General features: G+C 62.6%; 14 protein-coding genes and 1 tRNA gene. 8 read left to right on the top strand and 7 right to left on the bottom strand.

Annotated elements, in window-relative coordinates:
• The first annotated feature begins 18 nt into the window (after positions 1-18).
• Both BLU15_RS15275 and BLU15_RS15270 read left to right on the top strand, forming a co-directional pair.
• Entirely contained in the window at positions 19-546 is a 528-nt protein-coding gene (locus tag BLU15_RS15275) for a BA14K family protein (RefSeq protein WP_089043344.1), read from the top strand.
• Between the two features lie 233 nt (positions 547-779).
• Positions 780-1,535: a hypothetical protein gene (locus tag BLU15_RS15270; protein ID WP_034804720.1), complete on the top strand. Its 756-nt coding sequence runs from the start codon at positions 780-782 to the stop codon at positions 1,533-1,535.
• Here the strand turns inward: BLU15_RS15270 and BLU15_RS15265 are convergent.
• Complete coding sequence (locus BLU15_RS15265) at positions 1,524-1,865, bottom strand: DUF6665 family protein (RefSeq protein WP_029742391.1); 342 nt, start codon at positions 1,863-1,865, stop codon at positions 1,524-1,526. The two genes, BLU15_RS15270 and BLU15_RS15265, sit on opposite strands and share 12 nt — an antisense overlap.
• Before the next feature lie 339 nt (positions 1,866-2,204).
• On the opposite strand from BLU15_RS15265, the gene BLU15_RS15260 reads away from it, so the two are divergent.
• Positions 2,205-3,797, top strand: a complete 1,593-nt coding sequence (locus BLU15_RS15260) for a hypothetical protein (RefSeq protein ID WP_090296227.1) — start codon at positions 2,205-2,207, stop codon at positions 3,795-3,797.
• A gap of 136 nt (positions 3,798-3,933) precedes the next feature.
• Here the strand turns inward: BLU15_RS15260 and rpsA are convergent, their stop codons facing one another.
• From rpsA to aroA, 4 genes are all read right to left on the bottom strand, one after another.
• On the bottom strand, positions 3,934-5,658 hold the full coding sequence (rpsA, locus tag BLU15_RS15255; protein WP_082005877.1) for a 30S ribosomal protein S1: 1,725 nt from the start codon (positions 5,656-5,658) through the stop codon (positions 3,934-3,936).
• Between the two features lie 149 nt (positions 5,659-5,807).
• Positions 5,808-6,446, bottom strand: coding sequence for a (d)CMP kinase (gene cmk / locus BLU15_RS15250; protein ID WP_090296225.1), 639 nt, complete (start codon positions 6,444-6,446; stop codon positions 5,808-5,810).
• Complete coding sequence (locus BLU15_RS15245) at positions 6,443-7,249, bottom strand: hypothetical protein (RefSeq protein ID WP_090296222.1); 807 nt, start codon at positions 7,247-7,249, stop codon at positions 6,443-6,445. Before BLU15_RS15245 ends, cmk begins: the two co-directional genes overlap by 4 nt.
• A gap of 23 nt (positions 7,250-7,272) precedes the next feature.
• Positions 7,273-8,619, bottom strand: coding sequence for a 3-phosphoshikimate 1-carboxyvinyltransferase (aroA, locus tag BLU15_RS15240; RefSeq protein WP_090296221.1), 1,347 nt, complete (start codon positions 8,617-8,619; stop codon positions 7,273-7,275).
• A gap of 297 nt (positions 8,620-8,916) precedes the next feature.
• Between aroA and BLU15_RS15235 the strand changes: the two genes are divergently transcribed.
• A complete protein-coding gene (locus BLU15_RS15235) occupies positions 8,917-9,309 on the top strand; it encodes a TIGR02300 family protein (protein WP_029742385.1) in 393 nt (130 codons plus the stop codon).
• A gap of 200 nt (positions 9,310-9,509) precedes the next feature.
• A tRNA-Ala gene (locus tag BLU15_RS15230) sits at positions 9,510-9,585 on the top strand.
• Positions 9,586-9,617: 32 nt separating this feature from the next.
• On the opposite strand, the gene BLU15_RS38935 is transcribed toward BLU15_RS15230, so the two are convergent.
• Positions 9,618-10,148: a hypothetical protein gene (locus BLU15_RS38935; protein ID WP_134885618.1), complete on the bottom strand. Its 531-nt coding sequence runs from the start codon at positions 10,146-10,148 to the stop codon at positions 9,618-9,620.
• On the opposite strand from BLU15_RS38935, the gene BLU15_RS15220 reads away from it, so the two are divergent.
• The 3 genes from BLU15_RS15220 (at position 10,117) to BLU15_RS15210 (ending at position 12,175) form a co-directional block, all read left to right on the top strand.
• Positions 10,117-10,902, top strand: a complete 786-nt coding sequence (locus BLU15_RS15220) for a YdcF family protein (RefSeq protein ID WP_090296217.1) — start codon at positions 10,117-10,119, stop codon at positions 10,900-10,902. The genes BLU15_RS38935 and BLU15_RS15220 overlap by 32 nt on opposite strands.
• A gap of 107 nt (positions 10,903-11,009) precedes the next feature.
• Complete coding sequence (locus tag BLU15_RS15215) at positions 11,010-11,645, top strand: trimeric intracellular cation channel family protein (RefSeq protein ID WP_029742382.1); 636 nt, start codon at positions 11,010-11,012, stop codon at positions 11,643-11,645.
• A 104-nt stretch (positions 11,646-11,749) separates the two neighbouring features.
• Positions 11,750-12,175 (top strand): plastocyanin/azurin family copper-binding protein, encoded by a 426-nt coding sequence (locus BLU15_RS15210; RefSeq protein ID WP_034804743.1) that lies wholly within the window; start codon positions 11,750-11,752, stop codon positions 12,173-12,175.
• A 45-nt stretch (positions 12,176-12,220) separates the two neighbouring features.
• On the opposite strand, the gene irrA is transcribed toward BLU15_RS15210, so the two are convergent.
• Positions 12,221-12,643: an iron response transcriptional regulator IrrA gene (gene irrA, locus BLU15_RS15205; RefSeq protein ID WP_029742380.1), complete on the bottom strand. Its 423-nt coding sequence runs from the start codon at positions 12,641-12,643 to the stop codon at positions 12,221-12,223.
• Positions 12,644-12,910 lie beyond the last annotated feature (267 nt).

Below are 12,910 nucleotides of genomic sequence, written 5' to 3'. Positions count from 1 at the left end.
TCCGAAAGCGAGGACAAAATGACGGGATTTCGCAATTTCGTTATCGGCTGCAGCTTGGCCGCCGCCTCCCTGATCACCCCCGTCGGACCTGCGCAGGCGATGCCGCTTCAGGCGCCCGACCTTCAGATCAAGGCACAAGGCGACGTCCAGAATGCGCAGTATTACCACCGCCGTTACGGCGGATATGGCGGATATGGCTGGCGCGGCGGTTGGGGAGGCCCCTATTACAGACGCGGATGGGGTAGCCCCTACTATGGCGGCTCCGGCCTGACCCTCTACTTCGGCTCGGGCGGATACTACGGCGGCGGTTACTATGGCGGCGGATACTACCCCCGCTACGGCTACTATCCCCGCTACGGCTACAATCGCGGCTATTATCCCCGCCGTTACTACGGCGGCAACTACTACTATCGCGATCGGTATGTCGGTGGCGGCAACGCCCATGTCAGCTGGTGCCTGTCGCGCTACCGTTCCTACAATCCGGCAACCAACCGGTTCTTGAGCTACGGCGGCGCTTACAAGGTCTGCTATTCGCCCTATCGCTAGAGCGCGGCGCGTCCGCATGAACGCACGAGAAACGCTCTAGCGCCCTAATTGGGGCGCGGCCTGGCCATACCGCCTGCGCACCTTCTCTCCGCCCCGCATTAGCGGGAGTTAGAAGTTTTGCGCGCCATCACCGGCGCTTGCGTGCCCCAACATCTCGGCAGCGCCAGTTAAACCGGCATTAACTGCAAGAGCCTACCGTTTCAAAACGATCCACTGTGCTGCCAGGATGAATCATGCTGCTTCCGACCCAGCAATCTGCCGCCACCGCGACGACCAATCTGGTCGGCTCGATCCTCAAGGACATCGAAAAGCGGCAGACGGAGGAAGAAGAAAAGGCCAAGAGCACAAAGGACGACCGGCTCCTGAGGGCGCAGGTCGAGCCCGATGGCGCTCAAAAGGCCGCCAACGAGAAGATCAACGGCTATTTCTTCGATCATGCTCGCAACGACGCCAACAACAACCGCGCCGTGCTCATCCGTGAGGTCGGAAAATTTTTCGACATCGAGCGCGAAACGTTCAAGTCCGATTCCGCCTTTGCAAGGGAAATCGAGAACCAGCTGAAGCAGCTGGAATCGCCCGCCATTGCGAAAATCGAGGAAGAACTGGGGCTCGACAAGCTCGGACTGTCGCTTACGGAGCTGGTCGAGGCGCTCAAAAACCCCGGCGGCCCGGAAAACGACGCACTGAAGGTTGCGCTCGGCGAGACGAGTGACAAGGGACCTCAAAGCGCTGCACAAGCCGCAAATGCCGTCGACCGCCTGAAGAGCGCGACGGAGCCTGCGTCGACCGAGGAAGCCCAGCTCAACAGCCTGCGCGGTGACCCGACGCGCAGAACCGACAAGCTGTCGCTCGACGAAGAGGAGCAGCATCTGCGGGCGCTCCACCTCAAGGACGAGATGGAAGATATTGCCGACCAACGCACGGCAGCCGACCCCTTTTTGCGCTTCGACGACAACGGCCTCTATAGGCTCGCTGCGCTAAGCCTCTGACGGCGTTCGGCGCACGATGCCGAGCCGCGCCATGACCTCCTTGGGTATGCCATAGCGGCGAACCACATCGCGGCTGTCACGCAGGCCGCAAATCTCCCGCTGAATGAGGAAGGCCCATACGGCATCGGCCGCCTCGTCGAGCACCCGCTCGCGTAGATCCCTCGCCACATCTCCCTTCAATGCCGCAAGCGCTGCAAGCGCCTTTTCGACCTTGAGGCCATGCCGGCCAAGCGCATCGGCGCGCTCGGACATCAATTCGTATTCGAGCACGTTGAAGGCGCCGGCCGTCGAGAAGTTCGGGCCTAGGGCTTTTGGGGGACGGACTGTCATCCGAAACTCCTGCACAGACACCATTCGAGCCTGCAGAGCGGCTCCCTTAAAGATAGGCCTTGCAGACCCGTCCGCAAGCCGGGCTGCGACATGCCGGGCGCCGAAACATGGTTAAGAATTCATAAACCTCTTTGCCCTAACCTCAAACCATCATGCCGATTCTCCTATCCGCGGCCGAGCCGCGGCTGTCTGGCCATTCGCCACGACGCGCATGAGGCGCCAACCCGCAAGTCATGAACAGAAAGTCGCGCGCAAGCCGAAAAATCGGACCGCGCCCGAGCGCGTTTCGTCGTTCCACGACGAATGGTCAAACCGAGGTCAAGCGAGATGGAGACCAGAATGCTGATACCCATCCAGGCGGCTCGAACCGCGGCCGCCACGGAAGAGACGAGCGCAAGGACGCTGCAGCCTGCAGCACCATTGACCGCCAGCCAGCGTGGCGAAGCCATACAGAAGATCCTCGATGCGCTGACGCGGCATCTTTCCGGTCGTGAGATCCTTTCGAAGGACGCGCTGGTGCGGCTGATGGAGGATCTCGCGCGCATCCTGAAGTTCCCGCCACTCCCGCAGGAGGGGGGGCGCGATTTCGTCCGGCGGTTGGTGGCCTTCCTCGAATCGATGCCGACGTCCGACCGGCTGCTTCTGGAGCGTCAGCTTGGCGGGCGCAATCTCGCAATCCGCGTCGGCCTGCTAGCGGACCTGCCGGCGATCCGCAACGGCACGAGCGCGCCGGACGGCACAGCGACACCCATGCCGGCGCAGGCGCGCGACATCATCCTGCGCAACCCCTCGCTCCAGCCGGCGCTGCCGTTCAGCCAGGCCGCGGCACGAACGCCGCTCGGTGGTGAAGTTGCACTTCTACAGGCTGTGCTGCGCAAGACCTTTAGCGTCGGCAACGATGTGACCGAGCCGCAGGGCGAGGATCTGGAACAGGTCGGAACCGAAGCACCATCAAAGAGCCGAAGCGAAAAGCCCACGGAGCGGGGCGACGCGCGCGCGAACGCCGCGAAGAGCGCTCCATTGGGCGACAGGCCGATCGGAAGCGCTGCCTCTCTGCTTGCGGGCGAAGGCGAGGTCGCGGAAGCGGCATCGCTTGCCGGCCCCATCGCCGAGGCCGAGCAGGCCCTGCAATCCGGCGAAGTCGGACACGGCGAGACGGAAGCGCCCGCCGAAGACAGTGCCGCAACACCGCTTGAAGCGCATGGCGCCGATGAAATGGAGGCTGCCGACACGATCGAAGGCGAGGATCCCGACGGCACCTACGGCCCGCTGCCCGATGCCGACGAAGAAGACGGCCATAGGACCACCGCTGCCGGTCGCAACGATCCGGAGGTGCGCTCGGCACGGGTGCTCTCCGAGGCCATCAAGACGCTCATCCGCGACAGCGTGGCCTTGCCTGCCGGCGCGGCCGATGGCGATCCGGGATCGGCGGCGCAGCAGACGGACGAGCCGGCTACGCAGCCCCAGCCCACCGCCAAGGAAGCTGGAATGCGCGTCGCTGATGCCGCCGCCCGCCAGCGCGCCGTAACGGACGCCGGCACGACCTTGCCGTCGCTGCTCGACGATCGCTCCGATGAGACCGCTGCACCACCGCGCGGACCCACGGACATTCGCCCGCAACGCGCCACGGACGAGCAGACGGTGCAGCAGATGATCGCCAGGCTGGTGGAAAACGGCCTGCCACGCGAGGCCATCCCCTTCGCGATGATCCCCTATCCAGTGACCGCCGGCGAGGTGGAAGGCGAAGACCATTCGCGCGGCATGCCCGGAGGCGCGGGCGAAGATGCAGCGGGTGAGGAAGAAACGGCACAAGAGGGAGGCGACGGAAATCCGGACGATGGAGAGCCGACCGGCGAAGCCATGCCGGAGGGCGAGGCACCGGAAACGCCCGACGCCTACGATCTTTACCGCAGGCTCGGCGGTCTCGGCTAAGACGCCGGTTCAGCCTTAAGCTCGGGCTAGCCCCATCCAGGGCTGGGGGCCGATTTCACAATTCGGACTTGGTTGGAAAGAAAAACCCGCGGAGATCGCTCTCCGCGGGTTTTCCAATTCAAACGTCAGGCAACGATTACTCGTTGTTCTGGCGGTTCTTCAGAGCAGCGCCGAGGATGTCGCCGAGCGAAGCGCCCGAGTCGGACGAACCGAACTGAGCAACGGCTTCCTTCTCTTCAGCGATTTCCAGAGCCTTGATCGACAGCTGGATCTTGCGGTCCTTCTTGGAGAAGTTGGTGACGCGAGCGTCGACAACCTGACCAACCGAGAAACGCTCCGGACGCTGTTCGTCACGATCACGCGACAGGTCAGCGCGGCGGATGAACGAGGTGATGTCTTCGTGGTTGACGAGCTTCACTTCGATGCCGCCATCGTTGATCGCGATGATCTCGGCCGAAACAACGGCGTTCTTGCGCAGTTCGCCCGAAGCAGCGGCGTCGCCGACTGCATCCTTGCCGAGCTGCTTGATGCCGAGCGAGATGCGCTCCTTCTCGACGTCGACGTCGAGAACAACAGCGCGAACGACGTCGCCCTTGTTGAACTCTTCGATGACCTGCTCGCCCGGACGGTTCCAGTCGAGGTCGGAAAGGTGAACCATGCCGTCAACGTCGCCGTCGAGGCCGATGAACAGGCCGAATTCGGTCTTGTTCTTGACTTCGCCTTCGACTTCGGTGCCAGCCGGATGGCTATGCGCGAATGCCTGCCACGGGTTCTCGAGCGTCTGCTTGAGGCCGAGCGAGATACGACGCTTGGTCGGATCGACTTCGAGAACGACAACGTCGACTTCCTGGCTCGTGGACAGGATCTTGCCGGGGTGTACGTTCTTCTTGGTCCAGGACATTTCGGAGATGTGGATCAGGCCTTCGATGCCCGGCTCCAGCTCGACGAACGCACCGTAGTCGGTGATGTTCGTGACGGTACCGGAGATCTTCTTGCCGACCGGGTACTTCGCACCGATGCCATCCCACGGATCCGACTCGAGCTGCTTCATGCCGAGCGAGATGCGGTGGGTTTCCTGGTTGATGCGGATGATCTGAACCTTGACCTGCTGGCCGATGTTCAGGATCTCCGACGGATGGTTCACGCGGCGCCATGCCATGTCGGTGACATGGAGCAGACCGTCGATGCCGCCGAGGTCGACGAACGCACCGTAGTCGGTGATGTTCTTGACGACGCCTTCGACAACCTGGCCTTCTTCAAGGTTCTGAACGATTTCAGAACGCTGCTCGGCGCGGGACTCTTCGAGAACCGTACGACGCGATACGACGATGTTGCCGCGGCGCTTGTCCATCTTGAGGATTTCGAAGGGCTGCGGGTTGTGCATCAGCGGGGTGACGTCGCGGATCGGACGGATGTCGACCTGCGAGCGCGGAAGGAAGGCAACGGCGCCGTCGAGATCGACGGTGAAGCCACCCTTGACCTGGTTGAAGATGATGCCTTCGACGCGTTCGCCGGCTTCGAACTTCACTTCCAGGCGCATCCAGCTTTCTTCGCGGCGAGCCTTTTCGCGCGACAGAACAGCTTCGCCGAGCGCGTTTTCGATGCGCTCAACGTAGACTTCGACTTCGTCGCCGACCTTGAGCGAGCCGTCCTTCGCCTTCGCGCCGAATTCCTTCAGAGCGATGCGGCCTTCGACCTTCAGACCGACGTCGACAACGGCGACGTCCTTTTCGATGGCCGTGACAATGCCCTTGGCAACATAGCCTTCGGCGAGATCGGTCTTCGCGAAGGATTCTTCGAGAAGCGCTGCGAAATCGTCACGGGTTGGGTTGGTAGCAGACATGGAATCTCCTGCATGCATCTCACGGGGGAGACGCATATGCGCCGGGGGCTGGTGTTGAACAGGCCTGAACCCAGTCCGCCCCATCGAAGGGACAATCCGGCGCGTGGACGGAATTTCAGGCTTATGCAAGAAGAGCGATCCTGACAGTGTCGGGGATGGGCTCTTCTTCAGATCTTCTTGATCAGGGCCGCATCGATCAAAGACTTCGCGGCCTGAAACGCCGCCTCTATACTCATTTCAGACGTATCAAGCAAGTGCGCGTCGTCGGCCGGGCGCAAAGGACTGTCGGCGCGGCCCATATCACGCTCGTCGCGCTTCTTCACATCTTCGAAAATGGCCCCCAAATCGGCCGGCTGGCCGTTGCCGATGATCTCGTCATAGCGACGTTTCGCCCGGACTTCCGGTGACGCCGTGACGTAGAGTTTCACCGGCGCATCCGGGCAGACGACCGTGCCGATGTCGCGGCCGTCGAGCACCGTGCCGGGCTCGCGCAGCGAAAAAGCCCGCTGCGCCTCGACCAGCGCCCGGCGCACGGCCGGCATGACCGCAATCTTCGAGGCTGCCTCGCCGATCGCGTGGGCGGAAAGCACCGAGCGATCGAGCCCGGCCAGTTCAACCTCGCGCGCCACCTTCTCGGCGACCGCCTCGTCGTCGAGCGGCAAGCCGCCATCGAGCAGCGCCTTGGCGGTGGCGCGGTAGGTGAGGCCGGTATCGAGATGATGGAAGCCGTATTCCTCGGCGATGCGGCGCGAGAGCGTGCCCTTGCCGGCTGCGGCCGGTCCGTCGATAGCGATGGTGAACGTCATTTTCCAACCTGCATATGTATGTGGTCGTCGTGCCTGGCGGCCCGGCAACCCTGAAACCGAATGGACCCCGCTTCGACGCCAAGTCTCTGCGCCAGATGCGGCTCCACGAAAATCTTCTCGATGCCGAAACCGCTCCCCTCGGCCGAGAGCCAGCGGAGCGCCTCTGCGGTCCGGCCTTCTTCCAGCGGCAAGGGCCGCCACAGCGATTGCAAGAAGTCCAAGTCCCAGCGCAAGGTCAAGAGGTCTTCGCGATCCCGGCATGGGAGAATGCTGTCCGGTCGCGGCTGCTCGAAGGCAAAATAGCCGATCGGCGAGCGGGTCGCCTTATCCTTATAATCGGCCTCGGCATCCTGATAGAAGAACGCGACATCGAGCTTCCGACCGTCCGAATGGGACAAATGCGGGAAGAGCGGAAAACCGTCGAAGAACGGAAAGTTGGCGTCGAGCGCCAAGGTGGTCGTTCCGGGGAATACCTGATCCACATGGCGTGACAGGGCAGCGGCCGCTTCCTTCAGTTCCGGAACGACATATTGGCGGTTCAGGACACAGAAGAGCGGCGACTGCATTTTCAGCCGCGACGTGCCGTCGTCGAAACAGGGCAGAGGAACGCGGCCGAAGATCGGCGCAATGGCATAGCTGAGCGCGGTCCCTGCCGCATAGAGGCCGAGAAAGAGCGCCAGAAATACGGCAACGCCGGCTCTCCTTCGACGCAGGAGCCCAAGAGTGACGATCCAGACGGCGCCGCCGACCTGCGTCAGCAACGTCAGAAGAACCACGACCGCGAGTGTCAGCAGCCATCTCATTGTTACCGCCGGAATCGTGGGTCTCACGCGATCCTCGCGCCGAGGCTGGTCATGAGGTGCATGAATTCAGGAAAGCTTGTCGCGACCATCGACACGTCGTCGACGGTGACCGGATGTTCGGATGCAAGCCCGAAAATAAGGAAGCTCATGGCGATGCGGTGATCGAGATGGGTGTTTACGGTCGCGCCGGCAGCGCTTCCGAGCCCCTTACCGTCGCGACGGCCGCGCACGACCAGCGACGAGGCGCCCTCCTCGCAATCGACGCCATTGCGCTTCAGGCCCGCGGCGATGGCGGCGAGGCGATCGGACTCCTTCACACGCAGTTCGTCGAGCCCGGCCATGACGGTATTCCCTTCGGCGAAGGCGGCGGCGATGGCGAGAGCCGGGTACTCGTCGATCAGCGAGGCGGCGCGCTCTTCGGGAACGGTGACACCGCTGAGTTCCGAGTGCCGTACGCGCAGATCCGCCACGTCCTCCCCGCCAACCTGTCTGCTGCCGATCACCTCGATATCCCCTCCCATCTCCTTAAGCGTCAGGATCAGGCCCGTGCGCGTCGGGTTCATCAGCACGTTGGTGATCGTGATGTCCGAGCCTGGGACGATCAGGGCTGCGACCAGCGGGAAAGCCGCGGACGAGGGATCGCCGGGCACGTCGATCTCCTGGCCGGTAAGCTTGCCGCGACCGTCAAGGCGGATCGTACGGACGCCGCTGACGTCGGTCTCGACAGAGAGCGCGGCGCCAAATGCCTCCAGCATCCGTTCCGTATGATCGCGCGTCATGACCGGTTCGATGACAGTGGTGATGCCGGGCGCGTTGAGACCGGCAAGCAGGACCGCCGACTTCACCTGTGCGGAGGCGACGGGCACGCGATAGGTGATCGGGGCAGGCGTCTTCGGTCCGCGTAGGGTCACCGGCAGGCGATCGCCTGCGGCGGCCCTCACCTGCGTGCCCATTTCACGCAAGGGCTCGAGAACCCGCGCCATCGGCCGGCGGCTGAGCGAAGCATCGCCAAGGAATGTCGTTTCGAAGTCGTAGACGCCCGCCAACCCCATCGCCAGACGGCAGCCTGTGCCAGCATTGCCGAAATCGAGCGGCGCTTCCGGCGCAAGCAGTGCACCGTTGCCGACACCATCGACGATAAAGGTATCGGCCTCCTTACGAATGCGGGCCCCCATCGCCTGCATCGCGCGGCCGGTGGCCAGCACGTCCGCGCCTTGTAGCAGGCCGGTAATGCGCGTCTCGCCGCTAGCAAGCCCGCCCAGCATCAGCGCCCGGTGCGAGATCGACTTGTCGCCGGGGATGCGGATCGAGCCGCGCAGATCGGCGGACTTTCGGGCAGTGGCGGGTCTCGGGCCCGATCCATGAGACATGCGGCATCCTCTGGCCCGAAAGGGCGTTCTCACCGAAGGGCACAACCGCGCCCGCACCGCGGCACTCCTATCACACCCTCGCTGCGTGTTTCCATAAATTGCGGCCGCTCGAGGAGCGCCACAAGGGGCGGGCAAGAGCCGGAAAGCCAGCAACGCCGGGGCTTTGGCGATTTGTCTTTGACAGATGCGGCCAAGACGATTATGGGGACCGGCTAATCATCATAAGCTTGATACCCTTTCCACCCGCCGGCTTTCCGGCAAGCGCCGGCTCGGCCGGCCATTCAAGAGGCTTTGACTGTGGCAAAACCGGAACTTGGAACAAAGCGCATCGACCCGGAAACGGGGCGCAAATTCTACGATCTGAACAGTGATCCGATCGTTTCGCCTTACACCGGCAAGTCCTATCCGCTGTCCTTCTTCGAAGAAACCTCGGTCGCCAAGGTGCTCGAGAAGGAAGAAGAAGAAGAGGTAACGGAAGTCGACGCAGAGAACACCGAAGTCGAACTCGTTTCGCTCGAGGATGCCGATGATGAGGCAGCGGGCGGCGACGACCTGCCGGATCTCGGCGACGACGACGTCGAAATCGACGGCGACGACGATGACGACACCTTCCTGCAGACCGACGACGAAGACGATGACGACGACATGAGCGACCTCATCGGCGTGTCGGACGACGAAGAAGACGTCTAAGCGCTTCAAATGACAAAGAAATGCTCCCGTCCTCGGCCAAAGTGGCCCGGACGGGAGAAAAACGGCCCGGACAATAAATAAATCCACGGGCCACGCATTTTTCGGCTTGCCATCCTCAAAAAGGGGAAGTAATAAGCCGCCACTCGCCGAGCACAACAGCTCGACGAGCTTCCCGGACCGGCCTCGCCGGAACCCGATATGGGGCTATAGCTCAGCTGGGAGAGCGCTTGCATGGCATGCAAGAGGTCAGCGGTTCGATCCCGCTTAGCTCCACCAAAACCTTCCTTCGATTGATCAGTACCCAGTCCTCAGGGACCTTCGTTCGCGGCCATTTCGTCCAGCGAATCCAGGATCATCGTCAGCAACCGGATGATGTCGGCGGATTCGAGCAGAGCATTGCGGATTTCGCGCTCGGACCGTTTGGGTATGGAACCGGCAATATCCAGAAGGATGTTGGTCACGTCCGGCGCTTCGGTGTTCGGTTCCATGCCCGTCTGCTCGCGCATGCAGCGGATCAGCGCCACTGCGCCTTCAAGCAAACGCTGTGCCTGCACCGGGGTGAGGTCATGGACCTCGTTGGCGGCACGAAACAGCTGCGATCGGAAGCCGGCTATCGTGGTCATCTCGCGGATGATACTCCTTTCGGCTTCAAATGAAAGTGGTGGCCGGGGCCGCCCACGCAACGTTCGGATGAACATGATGCATGCGTTACCTTGCGCGAACGCGAACAGCCGTTTCGCGCGCAACATCCGGCCGCGCGCCATGCATTCATGATTTGTTAAGCAGCGGAACGCAGAAGCTGGTGCCATGTTTCTGATCTCGAAAATCTTCTGGCTCATTGTGCAGCCGCTGTCGTTCTCGCTGCTCGCCGTCATCGCCGGGCTGCTTGCGACGGCCATCGGCTGGCGACGCATCGGCGCCGTTCTCGGCAGCCTGGGCGCGCTGGTTCTTTTCGTCAGCCTGTTCACCACCGTTGGCCCCTATGCCCTGCAAGCGCTTGAGGATCGATTTGTGCGCCCGACGCCGCCGACAGCGCTTTCCTGCATCATTGTGCTCGGCGGGGCCTTCGAAAACGAAGTCATGGCAAGCCGCGGCGGCACGGAGCTCAACCAGGCAGCAGACCGCTTCATCGAGACAGCGAGCCTCGCCAAGCGCTATCCCGAAGCACGAATCCTCGTCTCCGGCGGCGATGGCTCGATCAGCGGCGCCTACGAGGGCGATGCGCTGGCCTCGAAGGCGTTCTTCGACATCTTCGGCATTGCGGCCGATCGGGTGATCCGCGAGGAAGATTCGCGCACCACCTTCGAGAACGCGCGCTACACCAAGGATCTTCTGGCCGCAAACGGGCTGACGCAATGTGCGCTCGTCACCTCGGCGTATCACATGCCGCGCTCCGTCGGGCTGTTCCGCGCCAACGACATCGACGTCCTGCCCTGGCCGACCGACTACCGCACCAGCGGCAAGGTGTGGCTTGGCTTCGATTTCACCCAGCCCTCACTGAACGCGCAGCTGACGACGACGGCCGCCAAGGAATGGACCGGGCTCGTCGCCTATTACCTGCTCGGCCGCACTCAGACGGTGCTGCCGCGCTAGACGACCATGACACGCCCCAGTGCAGCAAACGGCAGCGCGCCTCCTGACTTCATCCCGACGGTGCGCTAATGATCTGCGGGAGCCAATCGGGCTGAAACGGAGCGCCCATGCCGATCCTCGAAATCCTCGACTATGCCGGTGTGGCCGTGTTTGCCGCAACCGGGGCGCTGTCGGCCTCGCGCAAGCAACTCGACATCATCGGCTATCTGTTCCTGGCCTCGGTCACCGGCATCGGCGGCGGCACGATGCGTGACGTCGTGCTCGGCGCAACGCCCGTCTTCTGGGTCACCAATCCGACCTATCTTCTGGTCTGCGCGACGGTCGCCGTTCTCCTGTTCTTCACCGCCCATCTCTTCGATTCCCGCTACCGGGTCCTCGTCTGGCTCGATGCGATCGGGCTGTCGGCCTATTGCGTGATGGGTGCGGCGAAAGGCTATGCAGCGACGGGGTCGCCGAGCGTCGCGCTCGTTACCGGCATGCTGACGGCGACGTTCGGCGGCGTGCTTCGCGATCTGCTGGCCGGAGAACCCTCGGTGCTGCTGCGGCCGGAAGTCTATGTGACGGCAGCGCTGATCGGTGCCAGTGCCTACGTGCTGGCGACGATGGTAGGACTACCACTTGTGGCCGCCTCAACGCTCGGCGTGGCCTCGGCCTTTGCCGTGCGTGCCGGTGCGCTCAAGTTCGGATGGACGCTGCCGACCGGCAAGGCGCTGCCGGGCCGCGATCCGGACGACGTGATGTGAGCCTTTCGCACGTGCGTGCCTATGACAGGCGGCGGACAGCGCCGGTATCGTAGTTGATGCGGTGTCGGCCGCCACCCGGGCGGCTTCAGCGAAAGGGATACAGCATGCGTTTCTTCAGCAACAAGCTTGCCGCACTCGCCCTTCTTTGCATGGCCTCGCCGGCATTTGCCGCCACGACCGTCAAGGTCGTCGAAGGTGGTGAAGCGGGCGGCCCGATGACACTGACACTCGACCAGTCGACGATAAAGGCCGGAGAGACTGTCTTCCTGGTGCACAACGACGCCATGACGGAAGAGCACGAGATGGTGCTGGTGAAGCTGAAATCAGCCGACCAGAAGATCAATCTCATCGCGGCCAAGCATCGGGTCGACGAAAAGCAGCTCAAGAGCCTCGGCGAGGTTTCCGAGCTGAAGCCCGGAGCCGACGGCCAGCTGAAAGCCAAGCTCGCGCCGGGCAGCTACGTGCTCCTTTGCAACATCAAAGGACACTACGAGGCCGGCATGCGCGCCAATCTGACGGTGACGGAATAGCGGCGATCGATCGCCATCGCGGCCACCATGACGGTGGCCGCCGGATCAGCGGTCGTTTTTACGGCGCAGACGAATGACCACGTCGACATGGGCGATCTCCATGCCCTCGGGCGGTTCCGGCAGGTTGTCGATGTGGATGTTGCTGACCGGAATATCGAGAACCTCGTTCTGGCCCTCGACGAAGAAGTGATGATGGTCCGACACGTTGGTGTCGAAATAGGTCTTGGCGCTTTCCACCGCCAGCACGCGGATCATGCCGGCTTCGGTAAACTGGTGCAGCGTGTTGTAGACGGTCGCCAGCGACACCGGCACGCCGGCCATGACGGCCTCTTCGTGCAGTTCTTCGACGGTCAGGTGGCGATCACCCTTGGCAAAGATCAGATCGGCGAGGGCAACGCGTTGACGGGTCGGACGCAGGCCTGAGTGGCGTAGCCTTTCTTCCGAACTCACTTCTGTTGCTTTCGTCATCAAGGGTCGTTCCATGTATCCCGGCGAAATTCACAATACTTCCTCCGCGATATAACTTTTACGTCCTCGCCTTTCAATAGATTCCAGCCCTGACAGGCGTTGCAAAGCCCGAAAAACCGGTCAAACTCGGGGAATGCTGGCAATTAACTCTGGTCGCGCCCACATTGATCCTGTAAGCGACGGCGGAGTGAAATCGCCATCAGAAGCGATGGAGACCGGACGGAAAACCGCAAGATCCGGGTCGCCACGCTTCATTTCAAGCCGAAC

The organism is Ensifer sp. YR511, assembly GCF_900103045.1.
Lineage (GTDB): Bacteria > Pseudomonadota > Alphaproteobacteria > Rhizobiales > Rhizobiaceae > Ensifer > Ensifer adhaerens.
Note: the sequence above shows the minus strand (reverse complement) of the source record. Positions and strands in the feature narration are given on the sequence as shown.

Excerpts from the sequence above, each read along its gene's own strand:
- BLU15_RS15275 (WP_089043344.1), top strand. The coding sequence starts at position 19 with ATGACGGGATTTCGCAATTTCGTTATCGGCTGCAGCTTGGCCGCCGCC.
- BLU15_RS15270 (WP_034804720.1), top strand. The coding sequence starts at position 780 with ATGCTGCTTCCGACCCAGCAATCTGCCGCCACCGCGACGACCAATCTG.
- BLU15_RS15265 (WP_029742391.1), bottom strand. The coding sequence starts at position 1,865 with ATGACAGTCCGTCCCCCAAAAGCCCTAGGCCCGAACTTCTCGACGGCC.
- BLU15_RS15260 (WP_090296227.1), top strand. The coding sequence starts at position 2,205 with ATGCTGATACCCATCCAGGCGGCTCGAACCGCGGCCGCCACGGAAGAG.
- rpsA (WP_082005877.1), bottom strand. The coding sequence starts at position 5,658 with ATGCATGCAGGAGATTCCATGTCTGCTACCAACCCAACCCGTGACGAT.
- cmk (WP_090296225.1), bottom strand. The coding sequence starts at position 6,446 with ATGACGTTCACCATCGCTATCGACGGACCGGCCGCAGCCGGCAAGGGC.
- BLU15_RS15245 (WP_090296222.1), bottom strand. The coding sequence starts at position 7,249 with ATGAGATGGCTGCTGACACTCGCGGTCGTGGTTCTTCTGACGTTGCTG.
- aroA (WP_090296221.1), bottom strand. The coding sequence starts at position 8,619 with ATGTCTCATGGATCGGGCCCGAGACCCGCCACTGCCCGAAAGTCCGCC.
- BLU15_RS15220 (WP_090296217.1), top strand. The coding sequence starts at position 10,117 with ATGTTTCTGATCTCGAAAATCTTCTGGCTCATTGTGCAGCCGCTGTCG.
- BLU15_RS38935 (WP_134885618.1), bottom strand. The coding sequence starts at position 10,148 with ATGAGCCAGAAGATTTTCGAGATCAGAAACATGGCACCAGCTTCTGCG.
- BLU15_RS15215 (WP_029742382.1), top strand. The coding sequence starts at position 11,010 with ATGCCGATCCTCGAAATCCTCGACTATGCCGGTGTGGCCGTGTTTGCC.
- BLU15_RS15210 (WP_034804743.1), top strand. The coding sequence starts at position 11,750 with ATGCGTTTCTTCAGCAACAAGCTTGCCGCACTCGCCCTTCTTTGCATG.
- irrA (WP_029742380.1), bottom strand. The coding sequence starts at position 12,643 with ATGACGAAAGCAACAGAAGTGAGTTCGGAAGAAAGGCTACGCCACTCA.